This window comes from Citrobacter arsenatis (assembly GCF_004353845.1).
GTDB classification, from domain to species: Bacteria; Pseudomonadota; Gammaproteobacteria; order Enterobacterales; family Enterobacteriaceae; genus Citrobacter; species Citrobacter arsenatis.
Genome location: NZ_CP037864.1, coordinates 2,048,289 through 2,069,967 on the forward strand (window position 1 = coordinate 2,048,289; position 21,679 = coordinate 2,069,967).

General features: G+C 52.9%; 17 protein-coding genes. 8 read left to right on the forward strand and 9 right to left on the reverse strand.

Annotation, left to right across the window (positions count from 1 at the left end):
* The first annotated feature begins 944 nt into the window (after positions 1-944).
* Both ndh and E1B03_RS10775 read left to right on the forward strand, forming a co-directional pair.
* Entirely contained in the window at positions 945-2,249 is a 1,305-nt protein-coding gene (ndh, locus tag E1B03_RS10770; RefSeq protein ID WP_103771409.1) for an NADH-quinone dehydrogenase, read from the forward strand.
* Positions 2,250-2,417: 168 nt separating this feature from the next.
* On the forward strand, positions 2,418-2,957 hold the full coding sequence (locus tag E1B03_RS10775; RefSeq protein ID WP_003030814.1) for a glycine zipper 2TM domain-containing protein: 540 nt from the start codon (positions 2,418-2,420) through the stop codon (positions 2,955-2,957).
* 57 nt (positions 2,958-3,014) lie between these two features.
* On the opposite strand, the gene E1B03_RS10780 is transcribed toward E1B03_RS10775, so the two are convergent.
* Positions 3,015-5,195 carry a TonB-dependent siderophore receptor gene (locus E1B03_RS10780; RefSeq protein ID WP_133086178.1) on the reverse strand — a complete coding sequence of 727 codons (2,181 nt, stop codon included), beginning with the start codon at positions 5,193-5,195 and terminating at the stop codon, positions 3,015-3,017.
* Between the two features lie 254 nt (positions 5,196-5,449).
* On the reverse strand, positions 5,450-6,085 hold the full coding sequence (gene comR, locus E1B03_RS10785) for a TetR family copper-responsive transcriptional repressor ComR (RefSeq protein ID WP_103771407.1): 636 nt from the start codon (positions 6,083-6,085) through the stop codon (positions 5,450-5,452).
* 243 nt (positions 6,086-6,328) lie between these two features.
* Between comR and bhsA the strand changes: the two genes are divergently transcribed.
* Positions 6,329-6,586 (forward strand): multiple stress resistance protein BhsA, encoded by a 258-nt coding sequence (gene bhsA, locus E1B03_RS10790; RefSeq protein WP_003030810.1) that lies wholly within the window; start codon positions 6,329-6,331, stop codon positions 6,584-6,586.
* Between the two features lie 86 nt (positions 6,587-6,672).
* Here bhsA and ldtC read toward each other — a convergent pair whose 3' ends face one another.
* The 3 genes from ldtC to E1B03_RS10805 all read right to left on the reverse strand — a co-directional run bounded on the left by ldtC (position 6,673) and on the right by E1B03_RS10805 (position 12,417).
* A complete protein-coding gene (gene ldtC, locus E1B03_RS10795; RefSeq protein WP_103771406.1) occupies positions 6,673-7,638 on the reverse strand; it encodes a L,D-transpeptidase LdtC in 966 nt (321 codons plus the stop codon).
* Positions 7,639-7,787: 149 nt separating this feature from the next.
* Complete coding sequence (gene mfd / locus E1B03_RS10800; protein WP_103771405.1) at positions 7,788-11,234, reverse strand: transcription-repair coupling factor; 3,447 nt, start codon at positions 11,232-11,234, stop codon at positions 7,788-7,790.
* 118 nt (positions 11,235-11,352) lie between these two features.
* The gene (locus E1B03_RS10805) at positions 11,353-12,417 is read right to left on the reverse strand and encodes an acyltransferase family protein (RefSeq protein ID WP_133086179.1); all 1,065 of its coding nucleotides are present in this window, start codon (positions 12,415-12,417) and stop codon (positions 11,353-11,355) included.
* A 261-nt stretch (positions 12,418-12,678) separates the two neighbouring features.
* On the opposite strand from E1B03_RS10805, the gene lolC reads away from it, so the two are divergent.
* The 5 genes from lolC (at position 12,679) to cobB (ending at position 17,655) form a co-directional block, all read left to right on the forward strand.
* Positions 12,679-13,878, forward strand: coding sequence for a lipoprotein-releasing ABC transporter permease subunit LolC (gene lolC, locus E1B03_RS10810; RefSeq protein WP_103771403.1), 1,200 nt, complete (start codon positions 12,679-12,681; stop codon positions 13,876-13,878).
* The gene (gene lolD, locus E1B03_RS10815) at positions 13,871-14,572 is read left to right on the forward strand and encodes a lipoprotein-releasing ABC transporter ATP-binding protein LolD (protein WP_003832278.1); all 702 of its coding nucleotides are present in this window, start codon (positions 13,871-13,873) and stop codon (positions 14,570-14,572) included. The genes lolC and lolD overlap by 8 nt, the downstream gene beginning before the upstream one ends.
* Positions 14,572-15,816 carry a lipoprotein-releasing ABC transporter permease subunit LolE gene (lolE, locus tag E1B03_RS10820; RefSeq protein ID WP_133086180.1) on the forward strand — a complete coding sequence of 415 codons (1,245 nt, stop codon included), beginning with the start codon at positions 14,572-14,574 and terminating at the stop codon, positions 15,814-15,816. Before lolD ends, lolE begins: the two co-directional genes overlap by 1 nt.
* A 90-nt stretch (positions 15,817-15,906) precedes the next feature.
* Positions 15,907-16,818 (forward strand): N-acetylglucosamine kinase, encoded by a 912-nt coding sequence (gene nagK / locus E1B03_RS10825; protein WP_043015985.1) that lies wholly within the window; start codon positions 15,907-15,909, stop codon positions 16,816-16,818.
* Positions 16,819-16,833: 15 nt separating this feature from the next.
* Positions 16,834-17,655: a Sir2 family NAD+-dependent deacetylase gene (gene cobB, locus E1B03_RS10830; protein ID WP_103771401.1), complete on the forward strand. Its 822-nt coding sequence runs from the start codon at positions 16,834-16,836 to the stop codon at positions 17,653-17,655.
* Positions 17,656-17,758: 103 nt separating this feature from the next.
* Here the strand turns inward: cobB and potD are convergent, their stop codons facing one another.
* The 4 genes from potD to potA are packed head-to-tail and all read right to left on the reverse strand — an operon-like array spanning position 17,759 to position 21,586.
* Positions 17,759-18,805 (reverse strand): spermidine/putrescine ABC transporter substrate-binding protein PotD, encoded by a 1,047-nt coding sequence (gene potD / locus E1B03_RS10835; protein ID WP_029139492.1) that lies wholly within the window; start codon positions 18,803-18,805, stop codon positions 17,759-17,761.
* A 27-nt stretch (positions 18,806-18,832) separates the two neighbouring features.
* Complete coding sequence (potC, locus tag E1B03_RS10840) at positions 18,833-19,612, reverse strand: spermidine/putrescine ABC transporter permease PotC (protein WP_003030794.1); 780 nt, start codon at positions 19,610-19,612, stop codon at positions 18,833-18,835.
* Entirely contained in the window at positions 19,609-20,466 is an 858-nt protein-coding gene (potB, locus tag E1B03_RS10845; protein WP_103771400.1) for a spermidine/putrescine ABC transporter permease PotB, read from the reverse strand. Before potB ends, potC begins: the two co-directional genes overlap by 4 nt.
* Complete coding sequence (gene potA, locus E1B03_RS10850) at positions 20,450-21,586, reverse strand: spermidine/putrescine ABC transporter ATP-binding protein PotA (protein ID WP_133086181.1); 1,137 nt, start codon at positions 21,584-21,586, stop codon at positions 20,450-20,452. Before potA ends, potB begins: the two co-directional genes overlap by 17 nt.
* Positions 21,587-21,679: the final 93 nt, after the last annotated feature.

Below are 21,679 nucleotides of genomic sequence, written 5' to 3' on the forward strand. Positions count from 1 at the left end.
GCCGCCAGGCTAATGCTCGTCAGTTACGAACGTATGGTGAACATGTGATTCCGGCGGAGGGTTCCGTTCACCTCAGCGGTGTCATTTCTCTGAAGCACCGATTCCTGTGAACGTGCAAGGGAGGCTCACCGCCGCCTCCCTTGCAACCCAGGCTCCCGGCGGGTAAATCGTCGCTACGCGAGTTATTCGTCTTATGCCGTCTGCCTGTTGGGTCGGGGTCGAGCCTGCGTCCATGCAGGCCGTCCCCTCTGCCCGCATCCCTGCGGGCAGACCCGGTCAGCCGTCAACGCCTCATCGATTTTCAGCCGGACCGGGGTCATCGCTTCAACGCACTGACTTCCAGTTAAATCTTTTTTGCTGTTTAAACAAAAAACGCAGATGGTCAGGTGTGGGCTGGTCCGGCTGAAAATTGCCGGCGTGTTTCCGTAAGGCCGGGAGAGCCAGCATGGATGCTGGCTCAGGGCGCGCTTTGCAAGGACGCTTCCTCGCGCCCGGCCCGGTAGCCTGGAGGAATAAGCGGAGGGTATTGCGCAGCAACAATTTTCCCGCCGGGAGCCGGGATTGTAATGGGCGTGGCGGAGAACGCCCTTTACACGTTCACAGGAATCGGTGCTTAAGAGAAATGATGAGCATGAGGTGAACGGAACTCTTTCTCCGAGATAGCATGTTCTTTACCTCGGGCAGTACAGGTTGAAGCTTTCTGAAACTGAGGCGCTAACTGACTGGCATTACAGCCGCCGGGCTGGTTTTTTTGTTCTTAAAGTTCCGGTTGTCTATCTTTTCAGCATCAAAACTTGATACACATCAATTTTGGTATGACCAATGCACCGTTCGTGTTATTCTCACTCTCGAAGAACATTTTCATTATCGTAACTTGTTGTTAATTAAAGGCTATGCTAATAACTTTTAATTAACAATTGGTTAATAAATTTGAGGGGGTCACGTTGACTACACCATTGAAAAGGATCGTTATTGTCGGCGGCGGTGCTGGCGGACTGGAAATGGCGACGCAACTGGGTAAAAAGCTGGGGCGTAAGAAAAAGGCCAAAATCACGCTGGTGGACAGGAACCACAGCCATTTATGGAAACCGTTACTGCATGAAGTAGCGACAGGGTCTCTCGACGAAGGTGTGGATGCGCTGAGCTATCTGGCGCATGCCCGTAACCATGGCTTCCAGTTCCAGTTGGGTTCGGTGGTGGATATCGATCGCGAAGCAAAAACCATTACTCTCGCCGAGCTGCGCGATGAGAAGGGCGATCTGCTGGTTCCTGAGCGTAAAGTCCCGTATGACACGCTGGTGATGGCGTTGGGCAGCACGTCCAACGATTTCAACACGCCGGGCGTCAAAGAAAACTGCATTTTCCTGGATAACCCACATCAGGCGCGTCGTTTCCACCAGGAGATGCTGAATCTGTTCCTGAAGTATTCCGCGAATCTGGGCGCTAACGGCAAAGTGAATATCGCCATTGTGGGCGGTGGTGCGACAGGGGTTGAACTCTCCGCCGAGCTGCACAATGCGGTAAAACAGTTGCACAGCTATGGCTACAAAGGGCTGACCAACGATGCGCTGAACGTTACGCTGGTCGAAGCAGGTGAGCGTATTCTGCCTGCGTTGCCGCCACGTATTTCCGGTGCTGCGCATAATGAATTAACCAAACTGGGCGTACGCGTACTGACCCAGACGATGGTCACCAGTGCTGATGAAGGCGGATTGCACACCAAAGATGGCGAATACATTAAAGCCGACCTGATGGTGTGGGCGGCGGGTATCAAAGCACCAGACTTTATGAAAGACATTGGCGGTCTGGAAACGAACCGTATTAACCAACTGGTGGTTGAGCCAACTCTGCAGAGCACGCGCGATCCTGACGTCTACGCGATTGGCGACTGCGCCTCCTGCGCGCGTCCGGAAGGTGGTTTTGTGCCGCCGCGCGCTCAGGCTGCGCACCAAATGGCAAGCTGCGCCATGAGCAACATTCTGGCGCAGATGAACGGCAAGCCGCTGAAAGCGTATCAGTACAAAGATCATGGGTCTCTGGTCTCGCTCTCTAACTTCTCTACCGTGGGTAGCCTGATGGGCAATCTGACCCGTGGCTCGATGATGGTGGAAGGGCGTATTGCGCGCTTTGTCTACATTTCACTGTATCGTATGCATCAGATTGCGCTGCATGGTTACTTCAAAACCGGCCTGATGATGCTGGTCGGCAGTATTAACCGGGTGATTCGCCCGCGTCTGAAACTGCATTAATATTGACCTCAGGCGTCGGACGATTTCACGCATCCGACGCCTGCCTTCAGAGTTCTCTGAATCATTTCGTTTTATCCCTGCCTTCCGCTATTTTCATCCGTAATCTGATTGGCATTCCTTACCTTCTGTTGCAAAGTTGTTGCTAATAGCAAAAAAGGAGGAACTCCCGTGAATAAATCAATGTTGGCGGGTATAGGGATTGGCGTAGCTGCTGCGCTGGGTGTTGCAGCGGTGGCCAGTCTGAACGTTTTCGAGCGTGGCCCACAGTATGCACAAGTTGTCTCTGCAACCCCGATTAAAGAGTCGGTAAAAACACCGCGTCAGGAGTGCCGGAACGTGACGGTCACGCACCGTAAGCCGGTGCAAGATGAAAACCGTATCGCGGGTTCTGTACTGGGTGCCGTTGCCGGCGGCGTTATCGGCCATCAGTTTGGTGGCGGACGCGGTAAAGATATTGCCACCGTGGCGGGTGCGTTAGGCGGCGGTTATGCCGGTAACCAGATTCAAGGTTCGATGCAAGAAAACGATACGTACACCACCACGCAGCAGCGCTGTAAAACGGTGTATGACAAATCTGAAAAAATGCTGGGCTACGACGTGACGTACAAAATTGGCGATCAGCAGGGGAAAATCCGAATGGATAAGGACCCCGGCGCGCAAATTCCGTTGGATAACAACGGACAGTTGGTACTGAATAACAAAGCGTAAAATAGCATTATCCTGAACATTAGCCCCCCATTCGCTCAGGCTGGGGGGCTTTTTTTATCAGAAGGTTAAGGCGTAGTTCAGACCAAAGGTGCGGCCCCGGCCCTTGTATTCATACAGTGACGGGCTACCGTAGGTTGGGCTATACAGCAGTGGCGCACGTTGTCCCCACAGCGTGGTGTACTCTTCATTCAGCAGGTTCTCCACGCTAAAGGTCAGCTTACCCAACGGGAGCTGATAGCTGCCGATAAAGTCCATAGTGTTATAGCCATCCAACTTATTGCCGCTGGCGTCGGTCAGATCAAATGTTTGCTGGCTCTGTACGCGTAATGTCCACGGTTCAGGCGCCCAACCGACCCATGCGGTTGCCTTGGACGGTGAGGCCAGTGTGACATCCCATTTCTGCCATTTACCGTTTTGCTTCACTTCAGATTTAATGACGTTGAAGTTGCCGCCCAGGCTCCAGTCCGTATCCGCAATGAAATAATCCACCGCACCTTCAAGGCCATAAATACGGCGATCGTCGGGCTGAACGTTAATAGTCATATCGCTGCGGTTGATAACGATCGATTTATCCGAAGTCGAATAGTAAGCTGCCAGTTGCGTGCGCAAACTATCGCCGGTGTAGCGCCACCCCAGTTCGTACGAGTTAACTTTAATTCCTTCCAGGCGTGAATCCGCCACGTTGACGCTGCGCTGGAGCTGGTAATGATCGCCAACCAGGGAATAGGTGCCATTCCCGTAATATTTTCCTGGGTCCGGAAGCTCTACGCCCTGAGAGAAGTTAAACCACGTTTGCTGACGGTCGGTCAGATGGGCGAGGATCCCGGCGTTGAACAGGAAATTATCGTAATCAGTTTTGCCGCCCGGAATGGCGTCGGCGGAGTTCGCCAGCCCGGTCGCGATTCCCTGTTGTTGAGCATAGCCGACGAAATCATCAACCCTGTTTTCGGTCCATTGATAGCGCACGCCGCCGCTGAGGGTAAAGATGTCGTTAATGTCATAGCTGTTTTGCAGGAAAGGCGCGAAATTGGTGATGCTGTAACCGGGGTAACGCCCGGTGGTATAAGCGGTGCGGTTATCCATGCCGCCGGAGGGCAGGGACCAGGCCAGATCGAAGAATTTCTGATTGGAATCGAAGGTTTCGTGATCGGCATCGATACCCCACGTCAGCTCCCAGTTATCCATTAACTGGCTGTTGAGGGTAATTTTGGCACCAAACTGGTCGGTGTCCTGCTGTGACGCGGAGAAGCTGGTGACCTTGCCTTTGCTTAGCGTCGGGAAGGGGTAGAATTTCAGCGATTCGTCACGGTAATAGATTTGGCCGATCAGATTCTGGCCGAAGAAATCCGCATCTGAATATTGCAAACTGATCAGATGGCGTTCGGTGCCGGGAATACGATCGGAGTTCAGTCCGCTGCGGGTATAAGCTTTACCGGTTCCGGTCACGGCGGACATATTCTCGCCGAGATCCAGCCCGTAATCGTCATCCCCCTGACTTTTATAATACTGCGTAACCAGTTGCAACTGACGGTTGTCGTCAAGTTCAATCGTTCCGGTGCCCATCACATCCAGACGATCGGAGTGCTGCAGGCCGGTTTGGGTGTTATCCAGCAGCAGGGCATCGTGATTACCGTCATACCAGCCGCCAAACCGTTGATATGCGACGGACATGCGCCCGGAAGCACGATCGGTTCCTCCGCTTACCGCCGCGGCAACGCGTTCATCATGATCGTTACTATTGTTGAAGCCGCTTTTACTCCCCAGTTCAAGTTCTACTTCACGCTCCGGCTGGCCTTTTTTGGTGACGATGTTGATTAATCCGCCGGTACTGCCGCCGCCATAAAGTGAGGTCGCGCCTGAGATAACTTCAATGTGCGCAATGTTAAACGGGTCAATGGAGTCAAGCTGACGACTGTCGGTTCGCGAGGAATTCAGACGAACGCCGTCAATGAGTACGACGATGGCGCGACCGCGCATATTCATGCCATAGTTTGTGCGCCCCTGACTACTGACATCGATTCCTGGGATTAATTGAGCAAGAACATCCTTGAACTCTTTACCTCCCTGAACCTGTTGTTCAATCTCACTTCCTTCAATAACCCAGGTCGTTTGTGCCATTTCTGCCACGGTACGTTGGCTACGGTTGGCGCTGACGATGAGATTATCTTCCTCAGCCGCAATGGCCGGGAGGGTTAAAGACAAAAGGAGAGGATTGAGCACCCAGAGACGCTTATGCATTTGTATTCCTTTTAAAAAGAGTCGGTCTGTTTTTGTTATGGCGGTTGAGAAACCGATGGTTACATTGTGAAACAGGCGTTAAAACAAATGCGAATATTGCTGATAATAATTGTCGTTATCAACACCTTTTACAAAAAATGATCGTATAAGATGATGAAAACAATGAAAAATGTAGGGGTAATGCACGAAATTCCAACCGGGGGCTTTATCAGCTCCCGGTGGTGTCAGTACTGCGGGGGAATTACGGGAAAAGGTTAAACTTTGATCAGTTCAGGCCACAGTCGCAGGGTTGTACGTGCGATCTGCATCAGTTTCTCAAACGTTGCACCTTCACGGGCGCTGATCGACATACCTTGTAAAATACAGTTCAGGTATTCGGCCAGTTTTTGCACGTCGCAATGGGCCGGAATTTCGCCTCGTTGCTGGCGCTGGTGAAGGAACTGGGTAAGCGTTTGTTCCTGCATTGCATGGCGTGACTTCACAGTGTGCGCAATGTCGCGGGAAGAGGCTGCCAGCGTCGCGGAAGTGTTAATCATGAAACATCCCGCCGGAGTGTCCTTGCTGGTAAAGCAGGTCGCGATGGCGGTGAAATAGTCTTCCAGTGCGGACTGAAGGCTTTTTTCTTCACAAAACAGCTGGGCTTCGTGTTTCGCCGCAAAGCGGGTGATGTAGCGGTCCAGCACGGCACGGAACAACCCTTCTTTATTAGTGAACTCCGCATACAGCGTGGGCGCTTTTGCGCCGGTAGCTTCTACGAGATCGGCGAGCGAGGTCGCTTCATATCCGTGCTGCCAGAAGAGTGTCATGGCCTTATCAAGCGCGGCTTCCCTGTCGAACACTTTTGGTCGGCCACGGCTTTTTTTAGCACAACCTGTCGTTTCAGTTGTCATGGTGCCGATGTACCTTTGTTGGGTTTATTGAATAACCATTATAAAAATATTCAACTGCACACTCCAGCGGATTAACGATAAAAATAATTTATAGCTATTAGTATGAAAAATAAGGTCTTTAAATTTTATATAACGATCATTATAAAAAAATGTTGACGTGTGACCTGGATCACATCTATGATTTACCTATCGATCGTTAAGTTAATCTTTTCGGCACACATTCATCTGCTAAAGGTCACTATCATGAAAAACGTAAAAACTCTGTTCGTCGCTGCTGTTCTTAGCTCACTGTCATTTGCAAGCTTTGCTGCCGTAGAAGTTCAGTCCACCCCAGCGGGTCAAGAGAAAGTCGGTACTATTTCTGCGAATGCGGGGACTAACTTAGGTTCTCTGGAAGATCAACTGGCGCAGAAAGCGGATGAGATGGGAGCGAAGTCTTTCCGTATTACTTCCGTTACCGGTCCTAATACCCTTCACGGTACAGCCGTTATCTACAAATAAGATTTAACCCTTCGCAATGCCACTGCGAGTTAAATAAAAAACCCCCGCGGAATAACATTCAGCGGGGTTTTTTTTATGCGCAGAGCTTACATCGGTTGTTGGGCAACGTCGTGATGACGAGTTACATCGACCGGCATTCCTGAGCGAATCTCCATCGCATGTTCCATGACGGCAGGATCCGTTTGCGCCGCATTTTTAAACGTCTGCATAGATGCGTTCAGCACGATTGGCAGCAACTGCGGATCGTCATTGATTTTTTCTGACAGCGGCTGGTGTACTTCCACCAGACGCACGCCGTTAGGTTCAACTGACGCTTTGATCGGCGTATTGATAATATTGACCTTGGTTCCTGGCTTCACCTGACGGAACAAGGTTTCGATATCACCGTCGCGCAGACGAATACAGCCGGAACTGACGCGCATTCCGATGCCAAAATCAGCATTGGTTCCATGCAGCAGGTATACACCGCCGTATGCCGCTAAGCGAATCGCATGATGGCCCATTGGGTTATCCGGACCAGCAGGCACAACGGCAGGAAGGTCGATCCCGTTTGCTTTGTATCGCGCGCGGATATTTGCCGTAGGCGTCCAGGTGGGGTTGGCACGTTTATCTGAGATGGTGGTTACCATTGTTGGCGTTAACGTGTCACCGCCTAACTGGCCAATACCAATAGGATACACGGTCACCGAATTTGTCCCCGGCTGGTAATAATAAAGACGCAGTTCGGCGAGATTGATAACAATGCCTTCGCGCGGAGCGTCCGGCAGCAGAGTTTGTAACGGGATAGTCAGCACGCTTCCCGGACGTGGGACGTAAGGGTCAACGCCAGGGTTGGCCTGCAGCAGCGCTAAAAAGCCGACATTGTATTTTTTCGCAATCGCCTCCAGAGAACCGCCATTGTCTTCGACAACATGTACGGCATTCTGACCTACCACGCGGCTTCCCGGTGGCGGCAGCGGCCAGGTGTTTGCCTGAGCCGGGAGTGCTAACGCGAAGGTCGCGGCAAGCGTAAAAAACGCTATCCAGCGAGAGAGTTGTTTATTGTTTAACATCACCATAAATCCATTGTTTTTACGTGGTTTTTATTATGTAAAAGTAAACAGGAATTATGGCGGTTTGCTGTGTCGGGAAGTGCAGGGAAGTGCAAAGAGTTTGTAAATTCATCAGGCCGGGTGAGTGGTGTGCACACCCGGTCTGTTCACTATGCTACGGCGTTTTCTTCAAGCTGACGCATAAACTGGCGTACCCAGTCGATTCGCGTTTTACGCTCGCCCAGATCCTGCATAAATTTCAGCCGGGTTGGACCGTCCAGACGGAAGTGTTGCGGCTGTTTTTGCAGTAAACCAATCAGCCAGACCGGGTTGACGTGGTTTTTCTCGGCAAATTCAATCGTACCGCCTTTTTCATTCCCTTCGAGCTTTCTGATCCCCAGTTTCTGCGCCTGCTGGCGTAAACGGGCGATATCCAGCAACGTGCGGGCCGGATCGGGCAGCAGACCAAAACGGTCTATCAGCTCGACCTTAATTTCTTCAAGCTCGTTTTCGCCTTTGGCACTGGCAATGCGCTTGTAGAACGACAGTCGCGTGTTGACATCTGGAATGTAGTCATCGGGCAGCAGTGACGGCATACGCAGTTCGACTTCGGTTTGCTGGCTGGTGAGATCTTCCAGCGACGGCTCACGCCCCTCTTTGAGTGCATCAACGGCGTTTTCCAGCAGTTCCATATACAGCGAGAAGCCAATGCTTTCCATGGAACCACTCTGATCTTCACCCAGCAGTTCCCCGGCGCCGCGAATTTCGAGATCGTGTGTCGCCAGCGCAAAGCCAGCGCCCAAATCTTCCAGCGAGGCGATGGCTTCCAGGCGCTTTTGCGCGTCGGTGGTCATCGCTTTTGGATGTGGCGTCAGCAGCCAGGCGTACGCCTGATGGTGAGAACGTCCCACACGACCGCGCAACTGGTGTAATTGCGCCAAACCAAAGTGATCGGCACGTTCAATGATGATCGTATTAGCGGTCGGAATGTCGATCCCGGTTTCGATAATGGTGGTACACACCAGCACGTTAAAACGCTGATGGTGGAAATCGTTCATCACGCGTTCCAGTTCGCGCTCGCGCATTTGCCCGTGGCCGATACCAATACGCGCTTCCGGTACCAGTTCTGCCAGCCTGTCTGCGGTTTTCTGGATATTTTCGACGTCGTTAAACAGATAATAAACTTGCCCCCCGCGCAAAACTTCACGCAGGATGGCTTCACGTACCACCAGGTTGTCGTACTCACGCACGAAGGTTTTGACCGCCAGACGACGGGCGGGCGGTGTGGCGATGATCGACAGATCGCGCATGCCGCTCATTGCCATATTGAGCGTACGCGGAATTGGCGTTGCCGTCAGCGTCAGAATATCGACATCCGCGCGCATCGCTTTAATGCGCTCTTTGTGGCGAACGCCGAAACGATGCTCTTCATCGACAATCAGAAGACCCAGATCTTTGAGCTTCACGTCCGCTTGCAGCAGTTTGTGGGTGCCAATGAGAATATCGATTTTACCCTCGGCAACCTGCTCCAGAATCTGCGCTTGCTCTTTGGCGCTACGGAAACGGGACAACATCTCAATGCGTACCGGCCAGTTGGCAAAGCGGTCGCGGAAGTTGTCGAAGTGCTGCTGTGCGAGCAGGGTGGTCGGCACCAGCACGGCAACCTGCTTGTGGTTCTCTACGGCAAGGAAAGCGGCACGCATCGCGACTTCGGTTTTACCAAAGCCGACATCGCCACACACCAGGCGGTCCATGGCCAGTGGTTGACACATGTCGCTGAGTACTGCGTTGATCGCCTGTGCCTGGTCAGGCGTGGTTTCAAACGGGAAGCTGTCGCAAAATAGCTGGTACTGTTCACGGTCATGCTTAAAGGCAAAGCCTTCTTTCGCCGCACGCTGGGCATAAATATCCAGCAGTTCTGCCGCGACGTCGCGGACCTTCTCAGCGGCCTTCTGTCGGGCGCGTGACCAGGCATCGCCACCAAGCTTATGCAGCGGCGCATTCTCTTCCGCGCCGCCGGCATAGCGGCTGATCAGATGCAGCGACGACACCGGCACGTACAATTTGGCGTCGTTGGCGTAGGTGAGCATCAGGTATTCACCGGTGATGCCGCCCGCTTCCAGCGTGGTCATACCGGCATAGCGGCCAACGCCGTGCTCCAGATGTACCACTGGCTGACCGGGATGCAGCTCCGCGAGGTTACGTATTAACGTATCCGGGTTGATGGTACGACGAGAATCCTGGCGGCGGCGCGCTACGCGTTCTCCGAGTAGATCGCTTTCACAAATCAGCGCCAGATTGCGTTTGCTATCGATGAAGCCGTGTTCGGCTGCGCCAATCATCAGATAACGACCGTTGTCTACGGCTTCATCGAGTCGCAATATCCGCTTCGGCGCGACTTTGATGCGGGCGAGTAACTCGCCTAACGCTTCCCGGCGGCCTTCACTTTCCACCGAGAAAATCACCGGACCGGTGAAGCCTTCAAGGAATTTTCGTAACGCATCTAACGGCGATTTTTGCTGCGCCTGAACGGCGATATCCGGTAGCTTCTGGAACCCGAGGTTGGTATTCGCAGCTTTGTTCGCCAGACTCTCTGTTTTCAGTTGAACACGCGGCCAGCGTTTAAGTTCTGAAAACAGCTCATCAACGCGTAGCCACAGCGATTCCGGTGGCAGGAGCGGACGCATCGGATCAACGCCGCGATTCTCAAAGCGTGACAGGGTATCGGCCTGGAAGCGTTCTGCGCTGGTCTCGATATCGCCGGTATTGACCAATAACGTATTGGCGGGGAAGTAGCTGAACAGCGGCGGCAGCGGTTCGCTGAAAAACAGCGGCTGCCAGTATTCAATTCCCGCAGGTAGCGTGCCTTTACTGACCTGCTGGTAAATATGTTCGGCGTCACGTTTAACCTCAAAGGTATCGCGCCACTGGCTACGGAACAGCTCGATGGCCGTTTTGTCCGTCGGAAATTCGTGTGCAGGCAGCAAATTAATGGCATCGACCTCTTCCAGCGTGCGCTGGGTGTCGGTATCAAACAGACGCAGACTGTCGATTTCGTCATCAAAGAAATCCAGACGATAAGGCAACTCGCTGCCCATCGGGAACAGATCCAACAACGCGCCGCGCGTGGCGTATTCGCCGTGCTCCATAACCTGATCAACATGGCGATAGCCAGCGCTGTCCAGCTGTTCGCGCAGGGCGTCGCGAGAAAGCCTCTGACCTTTTTTCATGACCAGCGCATGGCCGTGCAGATAGCTGTGTGGACAGACACGCTGCATCAGGGTATTTACCGGAACGATCAGCACGCCGCGCTGCATGGCAGGCAGCTGATACAGCGTGGAGAGACGCGAGGAGATAATCTCCTGGTGAGGAGAAAAGCTGTCGTAGGGAAGCGTTTCCCAGTCGGCCAGGTTCATTACCATCTGGTCGGTAAACTGACGAATTTCATCATGCAGACGTAAAGCATTTTGCATGTCCGGCGCGATCAGTACCACTGGACCGGCGTGATGTTCGGCGATTTCGGCAACCAGCGTTGCGCAGGCCGCGCCGGTAAGCTCACCCAACTGGCGCTGATCGCCTGCTTTCGCTGGGAGCGTGTAACGATGTTGTTCAGGCATTCGGTTGTCAGGATCTCGTTTAGATATACATCTGATAAGCAATGTTCTTTATTATCCGTGATCGTTTCTCATAAGCAAATTGATTCGCCCCCGAATGGGGGCAAAAAGCGCGTTGGGGTTAGCGCGAGGCGGTCGATAAAGCGGGAGGAGAAAAGAGCAGGTCGGCCACGGTTTTTTGTGAAATTTTACGCACCAGCAGACCAAACAAGGCGCACAGCAGCAGGCAGGCGAACGGATACACCAGCAGCAGGGCCAGCTCCGCGTATGCAGGCCAGACGGCATGATTAATTTTGGGGATTAGCGTTAAGCTGAACAGTTCAACCAGAATACGGTGAGTGGTGTAGATGGCGATGGTATTGGCGCCAATCACGCTTAGCGGACTGGATGCGCGCATGCCAAAGCGGCGTTCAAACTGATAAAACAGTTTCATGATCAGCACAATGGAAAGAAGGGAAAGCAATAGCGAGACATTTGCCAGCCACGCGACGACGGCGGCGATGGCGCTAACCAGAACAATGACCGCATGGCGGCGCAGGGGGACCTCCTTGATCCACACCATCAGTGTTGCGCCAAACCATGCGCCGAGGCTGTACCAGGGCAGATTGCGAATCACGCTGTTGATCCCCCACCACGGCGTTGGGACAAAATTGATCGCCACGCTCAGCACCACAAATAACGCCAACAGCGGCACCGCCCAACGGCTAAAAATTTTACACAGCACAAAATAGACAATCAGTGCGTACAGATACCACAGGCTGGTGCTGGCGGTCAGCATCCCGTGGGTGAAACCCGCGATCGAACCGGCATACGCGGCGTTGGCGGTATGGCTCAAATCGCGCTGGGGGGCCAACCAGTTATTGAGGGCCACTAGCGCCAGCCATTGCACAACACCCCAGAGCACCAGCACCCAGGCAATACTCCAGATCCGTTTATCCACGCAGGTTGTCCACGGGACGCTATCGATGTAGCGACGGATCAGATATCCCGAAATAAAGAAAAAGACCGGCATGCGAAACGGCGCCATGTACAAATTGAGGTAAATCCAGCATTTGCTCAGCATCTCTGAAAGCGGATGCTGAAAGGTGGTGAGGTGCGGGTAAAACGTGATTACCGAGTGGTAAATCACCACCAGACAAATACATAACCCTTTGATCTGATTAATCCATAGTTCTTTTTTACTCATTGAGACGGCGTATCCATATTGATTGCTATAGCCTGCCATCCTGCGCAACCCGCTGTGCGCTGTAATGCGTAACTGTCTGCATTTTGTTTTTTTAAGATAAAGATCAGGGACCCAGACTGAAGGGCAGAGGGACGACTTTAGCGGATTGATTTGTTTATCCTTTTAGGAATAGTGCTGACGAACACTTACGGTTCAGTCATTTACCCATTCCGCTTTCGCTTATATACTCGTGACTTTGCTAACAGCAACCAGACGGATTTCATGTACCAACCTGTCGCTCTATTCATCGGCCTGCGTTATATGCGTGGGCGTGCAGCAGATCGCTTCGGTCGCTTCGTTTCCTGGCTCTCCACCATTGGCATTACTCTCGGGGTAATGGCGCTGGTCACGGTATTGTCGGTGATGAACGGTTTTGAGCGCGAGCTGCAAAACAATATTCTTGGCCTGATGCCTCAGGCCGTACTCTCGTCTGAACAGGGTTCCCTTAACCCGCAACAACTGCCGGAAAAAGCGGTGGTGTTGAACGGCGTCAACCGCGTCGCGCCCATAACCACGGGAGATGTGGTGCTGCAAAGCGCGCGTAGCGTGGCGGTCGGCGTGATGCTGGGTATCGATCCGGCGCAAAAAGATCCGTTAACGCCGTATCTGGTCAATGTGAAGCAAACAGATCTGCAGCCGGGTAAGTATAATGTCATCCTCGGAGAGCAGCTTGCCGGGCAGTTGGGCGTTAATCGTGGCGATCAAATTCGCGTGATGGTGCCCTCGGCCAGCCAGTTTACGCCAATGGGGCGTCTGCCGAGCCAGCGTCTGTTTACGGTGATTGGCACCTTCGCCGCCAACAGTGAAGTCGATGGTTACCAGATGCTAACCAATATTCAGGATGCTTCACGCCTGATGCGCTACCCGCTGGGTAATATCACCGGCTGGCGTCTGTGGCTGAATGAGCCGTTAAAGGTTGACACGCTGAGCCAGCAAACGCTGCCGCAAGGCACCAAATGGCAGGATTGGCGCGAGCGCAAAGGAGAATTGTTCCAGGCCGTGCGCATGGAAAAGAACATGATGGGGCTGCTGCTTAGCCTGATCGTGGCGGTGGCGGCTTTTAATATTATTACCTCGCTGGGTTTGATGGTAATGGAGAAGCAAGGGGAAGTGGCGATTCTACAAACGCAGGGGCTGACGCCACGGCAGATAATGATGGTGTTTATGGTTCAGGGGGCCAGTGCCGGGATTATTGGCGCGCTGTTGGGCGCGGTGCTGGGCGCATTGCTTGCCAGCCAACTGAATAATCTGATGCCTATTATCGGCGTGCTTCTGGATGGCGCTGCGCTGCCGGTCGCCATCGAGCCGCTGCAGGTTATCGTCATTGCGCTGGTGGCGATGGCCATCGCGCTGCTGTCTACGCTTTATCCTTCCTGGCGCGCTGCCGCCACTCAACCCGCTGAGGCTTTACGTTATGAATAAGATCCTGTTGCAATGCGACAACCTGTGCAAACGCTATCAGGAAGGCACTGTGCAGACCGATGTACTGCACGATGTCAGTTTTTGCGTTGGCGAAGGTGAGATGATGGCGATTGTCGGCAGTTCCGGCTCCGGTAAGAGTACGCTGCTGCATCTGTTAGGCGGGCTGGATACGCCAACTTCCGGCGACGTCATTTTTAGCGGTCAGCCAATGAGCAAGCTCTCGTCGGCGGCAAAAGCAGAACTGCGTAATCAGAAGCTGGGCTTTATTTACCAGTTCCACCATTTGCTACCGGACTTTACCGCGCTGGAAAACGTGGCGATGCCGCTGCTGATCGGCAAGAAAAAACCGGCTGAAATCACCGAGCGTGCACGGGATATGTTGAAAGCGGTAGGGCTGGACCATCGTGCCAGCCATCGCCCGTCTGAACTGTCTGGCGGTGAACGCCAGCGCGTGGCTATCGCTCGTGCGTTGGTGAATAACCCGCGCCTGGTACTGGCAGATGAGCCAACGGGTAACCTTGATGCGCGTAACGCGGACAGCATTTTCGAGCTTCTGGGAGAGTTGAACCGCTCTCAGGGCACGGCATTTCTGGTGGTGACGCACGATCTTCAACTGGCGAAGCGAATGAGCCGCCAGCTTGAAATGCGCGATGGTCGCCTGACGGCTGAATTGAGCCTGATGGGAGCTGAGTAATGGCTTCGCCTTTATCGTTATTGATTGGTCTGCGCTTTAGCCGTGGTCGGCGGCGCGGCGGTATGGTTTCGTTAATTTCGGTGATATCTACTGTGGGTATCGCGTTGGGTGTGGCGGTGTTGATCGTCGGTTTAAGCGCCATGAACGGATTTGAGCGTGAGCTGAACAACCGTATTCTGGCCGTCGTTCCACACGGAGAGATTGAAGCCGTAAATCAGCCGTGGAACAACTGGCAGGAAGCACTCGATAAGGTACAGAAGGTACCAGGCATTGTCGCTGCGGCACCTTATATCAACTTTACCGGGCTGGTGGAGAGTGGGGCGAACCTACGCGCGGTGCAGGTAAAGGGCGTTGACCCAAAACAGGAGCAGCGTTTAAGCGCGCTGCCATCCTTCGTGCAAAACCACGCCTGGGATAATTTCAAAGCCGGTGAGCAACAAATCATTATTGGTAAGGGGATTGCCGACGCGCTGAAGGTGAAGCAGGGCGACTGGGTGTCGATTATGATCCCTAACGCCAGCGCAGATCACAAGTTACAGCAGCCTAAACGCGTGCGTTTGCACGTTACGGGGATCCTGCAACTGAGCGGTCAGCTCGATCACAGCTTTGCCATGATCCCAATGCAAGATGCGCAGCAATACCTGGATATGAGATCCAGCGTATCCGGAATCGCGCTGAAAGTTAATGACGTGTTTAACGCCAATAAACTGGTGCGAGACGCGGGTGAAGTCACCAATAACTATGTTTATATTAAGAGCTGGATCGGTACTTACGGTTATATGTATCGCGATATCCAGATGATCCGCGCCATTATGTATCTGGCGATGGTGCTGGTGATTGGCGTGGCCTGTTTTAATATCGTTTCCACGTTAGTGATGGCGGTAAAAGACAAAAGCGGCGATATTGCGGTATTAAGAACCCTCGGGGCTAAAGATGGCCTTATCCGTGCCATTTTTGTCTGGTACGGTCTGCTGGCGGGTCTGTTCGGTAGTCTGATAGGTGTCGTTATCGGGGTGGTTGTCTCGCTGCAGCTGACGCCAATCATTAACGGGATCGAGGCGCTCATTGGTCATCAGTTCCTGTCCGGCGATATCTATTTTATTGACTTCCTGCCTTCGGAATTACACTGGCTGGATGTGATTTACGTGCTGGTGACAGCATTAGTGCTGAGTCTTTTGGCAAGTTGGTATCCGGCGCGTCGCGCCAGCAATATTGATCCTGCGAGAGTACTTAGCGGCCAATAACAACAATATATACACAAAAGCATTCATGCTGCATCAGGGCGTAGCCAACGCAGAGGCATCTTGAAAGATAATGTGTATCAAGGAGCGGTGATGTATTACGGATTTGACATCGGCGGGACCAAAATTGCATTGGGCGTGTTTGATAAGCAACGTCGTTTGCAGTGGGAAACTCGCGTTCCTACGCCTCGTGACAGCTACGACGCTTTCCTTGATGCGGTCTGCAATCTGGTGACAGAAGCGGACCAGCGGTTCGGCGTCAAAGGTTCGGTAGGCATCGGCATTCCTGGCATGCCGGAAACGGAAGATGGCACGCTGTACGCAGCCAACGTTCCTGCCGCCAGTGGTAAACCGCTTCGCGCCGATCTCAGCGCCCGCCTTGATCGCGATGTGCGTCTGGACAACGATGCGAACTGTTTCGCCCTCTCCGAAGCCTGGGATGACGAATTCACCCAATATCCGCTCGTGATGGGGTTGATCCTCGGCACGGGCGTCGGCGGCGGTCTGGTGCTGAACGGAAAGTCCATCACCGGCCGCAGCTATATTACCGGCGAGTTTGGTCATATTCGTCTGCCTGTCGATGCGCTGACCCTGATGGGTTTTGATTTTCCGCTGCGCCGCTGCGGGTGCGGTCAACTAGGATGTATCGAAAGTTATCTTTCCGGCGGTGGATTTGCGTGGTTGTATCAGCATTACTACCATCAACCGTTGGATGCCCGTGAAATTATTGCGCTGTGGGAGCAGGGTGATGAGCAAGCGCGTGCCCACGTTGAACGCTATCTGGATTTGCTGGCGGTGTGCCTTGGGAATATCCTGACTATCGTCGATCCTGATTTGGTGGTGATCGGTGGAGGCTTGTCGAATTTTACCGCTATTACGACGCAACTGGCGGACCGACTGCCACGTCATCTACTGCCGGTTGCCCGGGTGCCGCGTATTGAGCAGGCACGGCATGGTGATGCGGGCGGGATGCGCGGGGCTGCTTTCCTACATCTTACCGATTAATACAAAGAGGTTGTTATGCTGTCGCGTCGGGGTCATCGGTTAAGCCGCTTTCGTAAAAATAAACGCCATTTGCGCGATCGCCTGCGTCAACGAATCTTTTTCAGAGACAGAGTGGTGCCTGAATTGATGGAAAAACCAAGAGTACTGGTACTGACGGGAGCGGGGATCTCCGCTGAGTCAGGAATTCGAACCTTCCGCGCTGCGGATGGTCTCTGGGAAGAACATCGGGTTGAGGACGTTGCGACTCCGGAAGGCTTTAGTCGCAATCCGCAGCTGGTCCAGTCGTTTTATAACGCCCGTCGTCATCAGTTGCAACAGCCAGAAATCCAGCCTAATGCAGCGCATATCGCGCTGGCAAAACTCGAAGCCGAGCTGGGCGACCGTTTTTTACTGGTGACGCAGAACATTGATAACCTGCATGAACGTGCGGGCAGCCAGAACGTGATTCATATGCACGGCGAACTGCTCAAGGTTCGCTGTTCACAAAGCGGTCAGATTCTGGAGTGGACAGGTGATGTGACCCCGGAAGATAAATGTCATTGCTGCCAGTTTCCGGCTCCGCTAAGACCACACGTGGTGTGGTTTGGTGAAATGCCTCTGGGCATGGATGAAATCTATATGGCGCTGGCAATGGCGGATGTATTTATTGCCATTGGCACGTCGGGCCATGTTTATCCGGCAGCGGGTTTTGTGCATGAGGCGCGACTGCATGGGGCGCATACGGTAGAGCTAAATCTTGAACCGAGCCAGGTGGGAAGCGAGTTTGAAGAGAAGTATTACGGTCCGGCAAGCCAGGTGGTGCCTGAGTTCGTTGAGAAGTTACTGAAAGGACTGTGATTTTTTTTTGCCGGATGGCGGCAAACGCCTTATCGGGCCTACGGTTTGCATTGTTATAGGCCCGATAGGCGTAGCGCCATCGGGCATTCCTTACAACGCTGAATTAGCGTCCTGCTTTAAGCTTCTGATAATACTCTTCATAGATAGCGCTGGCGGAACCGACATCGTTCTGCCATTCCCCTTTGTTGATGGTTTCTGCGTCAGGGTAGAGTGTTTTGTCGTTCGCCACTTCCGGACTTAACAGCTTGCGTGCTGCCAGGTTTGGCGTCGGGTAACCGATAGTTTCTGCGACTTCTTTCGCCACGTCCGGGCGCAGCAGGAAGTTAATCAGCTTCAGCGCACCTTCTTTGTTTTTCGCGTTAGCCGGAATAGACAGGCTGTCCATCCAGAAAATGCCACCTTCTTTTGGCCATACCACTTCCAGCGGAGTGCCGGCCTGACGCGCAACATACGCGGAGCCGTTCCACACCATCCCCAGATTAACTTCGCCTTCCATATACGGGTTGGCTGGGTTGTCAGAGTTAAACGCTGCGACGTTAGGCATCAGCTTCTTCAACTCGTTATAGGCGGCTTCAATCTCTTTAGGATCGGTGGTATTGCCGGAGTACCCCAGCTTGCGCAGCGCCATCTGGAACACTTCACGCGCGTCATCCGTTAACAACAGGCTGCCTTTGTACTCCGGTTTCCACAGGTCGGCCCAGCTGGTTACGGTTTTCGGGTCGATGGCATCGCTGTTGATGCCAATAGCCGTTGCACCCCAGATATATGGGATGGAGTAGTCATTGTTGGGGTCAAACGGCTTGTTGAGCATTTCCGGGTCGAGGTTGTGGAAGTTGGTCAACGTCGACTTGTCGATCTTCTGGATCATGCCTTCTTTGCGCATTTTGTCGACGTAATAGGTGGACGGAACCACCAAATCGTAGGCGCCGTCTTTATAGGTTTTGAGCTTGGCGTACATGGTTTCATTTGACTCGTAGGTCGAATAGATAACCTTAATGCCGGTCTCTTTGGTGAATTGCTCCAGCAGTCCAGGCGGAACATATTCAGTCCAGTTATAGAAATAAAGCGTGTTGTTGTCATTCGCGTGAGCGGCGCTCATGCCCAGTGCCAGAGCACCCGCCGCGAGCAGGTGGCGTGACCATTTTTTCATCATTTAACGTCCCCTGAATTAAGGGCCTTAACGGCCCTTGGTTTTATCACGTGCAATAAGCTGGCTGGCGATCACCATAACCAGCGACAGAACCAACAAAATGGTCGCCAGCGCGTTCACCTCTGGTGATACGCCGACCTTAACCATTGAGTAGATTTTTAATGGCAGAATTTCATAACCCGGCCCGGTAACGAAGGATGAAACGACGACATCATCCATCGACAGCGTAAAGCTCAGCAACCAACCCGCAGCCACCGCAGGCATAGCCAGTGGCAGTATGATCTTACGCAGAATCGTCACTTCGCTGGCACCAAGATCTTTAGCCGCCTCAAGCATGCGTACATCAAAACCTTTCAGGCGTGAGTAAACCGTCACCACCACAAAAGGCAGACAAAAAGTGATATGCGAGAACAGCAGCGACCAGAACCCCAGTTGAATGCCGATCAGCATAAACAGCACCAGCAGAGATATAGCCATCACGATATCTGGCGACATCATCACCACGAACAGCATGCCGCTGACGAACGGTTTACCGCGAAAACGGTAGCGGTAAAGCGCGACCGCGGTAAGTGAGCCGATCAGCGTGGCGAACGTGGCGGAGAGCACCGCCATCGTCAGCGAGTGCTGCGCTGCCTGCAGCAGGCTGTCGTTGTTCATCAGCAGGCCGTACCATTTGGTGGTGAAACCCTGCCAGTTGATACCAAAGCGCGAGCTGTTAAAGGAGTTCACAATCAAGATAATGATTGGAATATACAGATACGCGTAGATAGCGGTCATAAAACCGCCACGAAGCAGTCGACCGATCATTCGAGTTCCACCTTCTTGTTCAGCAAGCGGGAGGCGCGCCAGTAAACCAGTAGCATCAGCCCCATCACGATGGTCAACGTAATGCTGGTGGCGGCACCGAATGGCCAGTCGCGGATGTTCAGGAACTGTACTTTAATCACGTTGCCAATTAGCAGGTTTTTCGCTCCGCCCATGAGGTCGGAAACATAAAACAGCCCCATTGCAGGCAGCATAACCAGCAGGCATCCGGCGATAATCCCTGGCATCGTCAGCGGAATAATGATGCGGGTAAAGGTCTGAAGTTTACTGGCCCCCAAATCGCGCGCGGCTTCCAGCAGCGGTTTATCGAGCTTTTCAATGCTGGAATAGAGCGGCATGACCATAAACGGCAGAAGAATGTACACCAGGCCGATTATCACCGCGCTGGGGGTAAACATGATGCGAATAGGAGTATCGATAACGCCGAGCCACAACAGAAATTCGTTGAGATAGCCTTTGGTACTGAGGAAAATTTTGAGCCCGTAGATGCGAATAAGCGAGTTGGTCCAGAATGGAACAATCAGCAGGAACAGCAGAAGCGGGCGCACTTTTTCCGGCAGTTTCACCAAAAACCAGGCGAACGGATAGCCGAGTACCAGGCAGGCGAACGTAGCGATCAGCGCCATATTGAGGGAGTGAACCAACACCTCAAAATAGAGCGGATCGAGCAGGCGTGCATAGTTTTCCAGCGTAAAGACCATTTTGACGAAGTTGGCGTCGTCACGGGTTAAAAAGCTGGTACCGATGATCATCAGGTTGGGCAGAAAGACAAATAACACAAGCCAACCGACAATGGTGACGATCACCACACTCTGGAATTTACTTGTGTTCTTCATCAGCCAGTACGACCTCCCAGCTTTCTACCCAGTTAATCGCCATTTTCTGGTCGAGGGAGTGGTCAAAGTCAGGATCGTCTTCGTTGAAGAATTCGCTAACCATCACCATCTTGCCATTTTCCAGTTCCACAACCGACTCCAGCGTCATGCCCTTGTAGTTGCGTTCACGCACGTAGCCGATCAGGCCTTCGATATGATTATCGTCGTTAATTTCATCAACACGCAGATCTTCCGGGCGTAACAGGACGTGCAGCTTCTGCCCGGGCTTAACGGCGAAGTTGACATAGATATTGCACTCGCGACCTTCAACGTTAGCACGGACGCGCTGTTCGTCCAGGCGTTCTATCACCGTGGCGTTAAACATATTGATCTCGCCGATAAACCCGGCGACGAACAGATTTTTCGGCTCTTCGTAGATTTCGCGCGGCGTACCGTCCTGCTCAATCTTACCATCGCGCATCACCACGATACGGTCTGACATGGTCAGCGCTTCTTCCTGGTCGTGCGTGACAAAAACAAAAGTGATACCCAGCTTACGTTGTAGCGCCTTCAGTTCGTTCTGCATCTGCTTACGTAGTTTGTAGTCCAGCGCAGAGAGGGATTCATCTAACAGGAGTAAACGTGGTTTATTGACTACCGCACGGGCAATCGCTACGCGCTGCTGCTGTCCACCGGAGAGTTGATGCGGTTTTCGCTGGGCGAACTCTTCCAGTTGCACCATGCGCAGAGCTTCAGTAACGCGAGGAGGAATGTCGACTGCGGGGGTTTTTTGCATGCGTAGACCAAAGGCCACATTCTCAAACACGGTCATGTGGGGAAATAACGCATAGCTTTGGAAGACGGTGTTCACGTAGCGGTTTTCCGCAGGAACGTGAGTGATATCCTGGTTGTCCAACATAATATGACCGGAATCAACCGTTTCCAGACCGGCAATCAGGCGTAGAACGGTTGTTTTACCGCAGCCAGAGGGGCCGAGCAGCGTGAGAAACTCGCCATTATTGATGGTCAAATCCAGGCTGGAAATCACCTCTTTGCCATCGAAACTTTTGCGAATTCCCGCTAATTGCACCAGTGGAGAAAGCGAACGCGGTTGTTTATTCAATTTTTTACTCTGTCCCATGTAAACGCAACGGATGGCTGACCGCTGCGGGGTTTGTGGTTAACCACCTTGATGACTCTTAATGAGGGCCGTTATTCTACGGCAAACCACGGT

Coding starts and splice junctions, on each gene's coding strand:
- E1B03_RS10780 (WP_133086178.1), bottom strand. CDS start 5,195: ATGCATAAGCGTCTCTGGGTGCTCAATCCTCTCCTTTTGTCTTTAACC.
- comR (WP_103771407.1), bottom strand. CDS start 6,085: ATGACAACTGAAACGACAGGTTGTGCTAAAAAAAGCCGTGGCCGACCA.
- bhsA (WP_003030810.1), top strand. CDS start 6,329: ATGAAAAACGTAAAAACTCTGTTCGTCGCTGCTGTTCTTAGCTCACTG.
- ldtC (WP_103771406.1), bottom strand. CDS start 7,638: ATGTTAAACAATAAACAACTCTCTCGCTGGATAGCGTTTTTTACGCTT.
- mfd (WP_103771405.1), bottom strand. CDS start 11,234: ATGCCTGAACAACATCGTTACACGCTCCCAGCGAAAGCAGGCGATCAG.
- E1B03_RS10805 (WP_133086179.1), bottom strand. CDS start 12,417: ATGAGTAAAAAAGAACTATGGATTAATCAGATCAAAGGGTTATGTATT.
- lolC (WP_103771403.1), top strand. CDS start 12,679: ATGTACCAACCTGTCGCTCTATTCATCGGCCTGCGTTATATGCGTGGG.
- lolD (WP_003832278.1), top strand. CDS start 13,871: ATGAATAAGATCCTGTTGCAATGCGACAACCTGTGCAAACGCTATCAG.
- lolE (WP_133086180.1), top strand. CDS start 14,572: ATGGCTTCGCCTTTATCGTTATTGATTGGTCTGCGCTTTAGCCGTGGT.
- nagK (WP_043015985.1), top strand. CDS start 15,907: ATGTATTACGGATTTGACATCGGCGGGACCAAAATTGCATTGGGCGTG.
- cobB (WP_103771401.1), top strand. CDS start 16,834: ATGCTGTCGCGTCGGGGTCATCGGTTAAGCCGCTTTCGTAAAAATAAA.
- potD (WP_029139492.1), bottom strand. CDS start 18,805: ATGAAAAAATGGTCACGCCACCTGCTCGCGGCGGGTGCTCTGGCACTG.
- potC (WP_003030794.1), bottom strand. CDS start 19,612: ATGATCGGTCGACTGCTTCGTGGCGGTTTTATGACCGCTATCTACGCG.
- potB (WP_103771400.1), bottom strand. CDS start 20,466: ATGAAGAACACAAGTAAATTCCAGAGTGTGGTGATCGTCACCATTGTC.
- potA (WP_133086181.1), bottom strand. CDS start 21,586: ATGGGACAGAGTAAAAAATTGAATAAACAACCGCGTTCGCTTTCTCCA.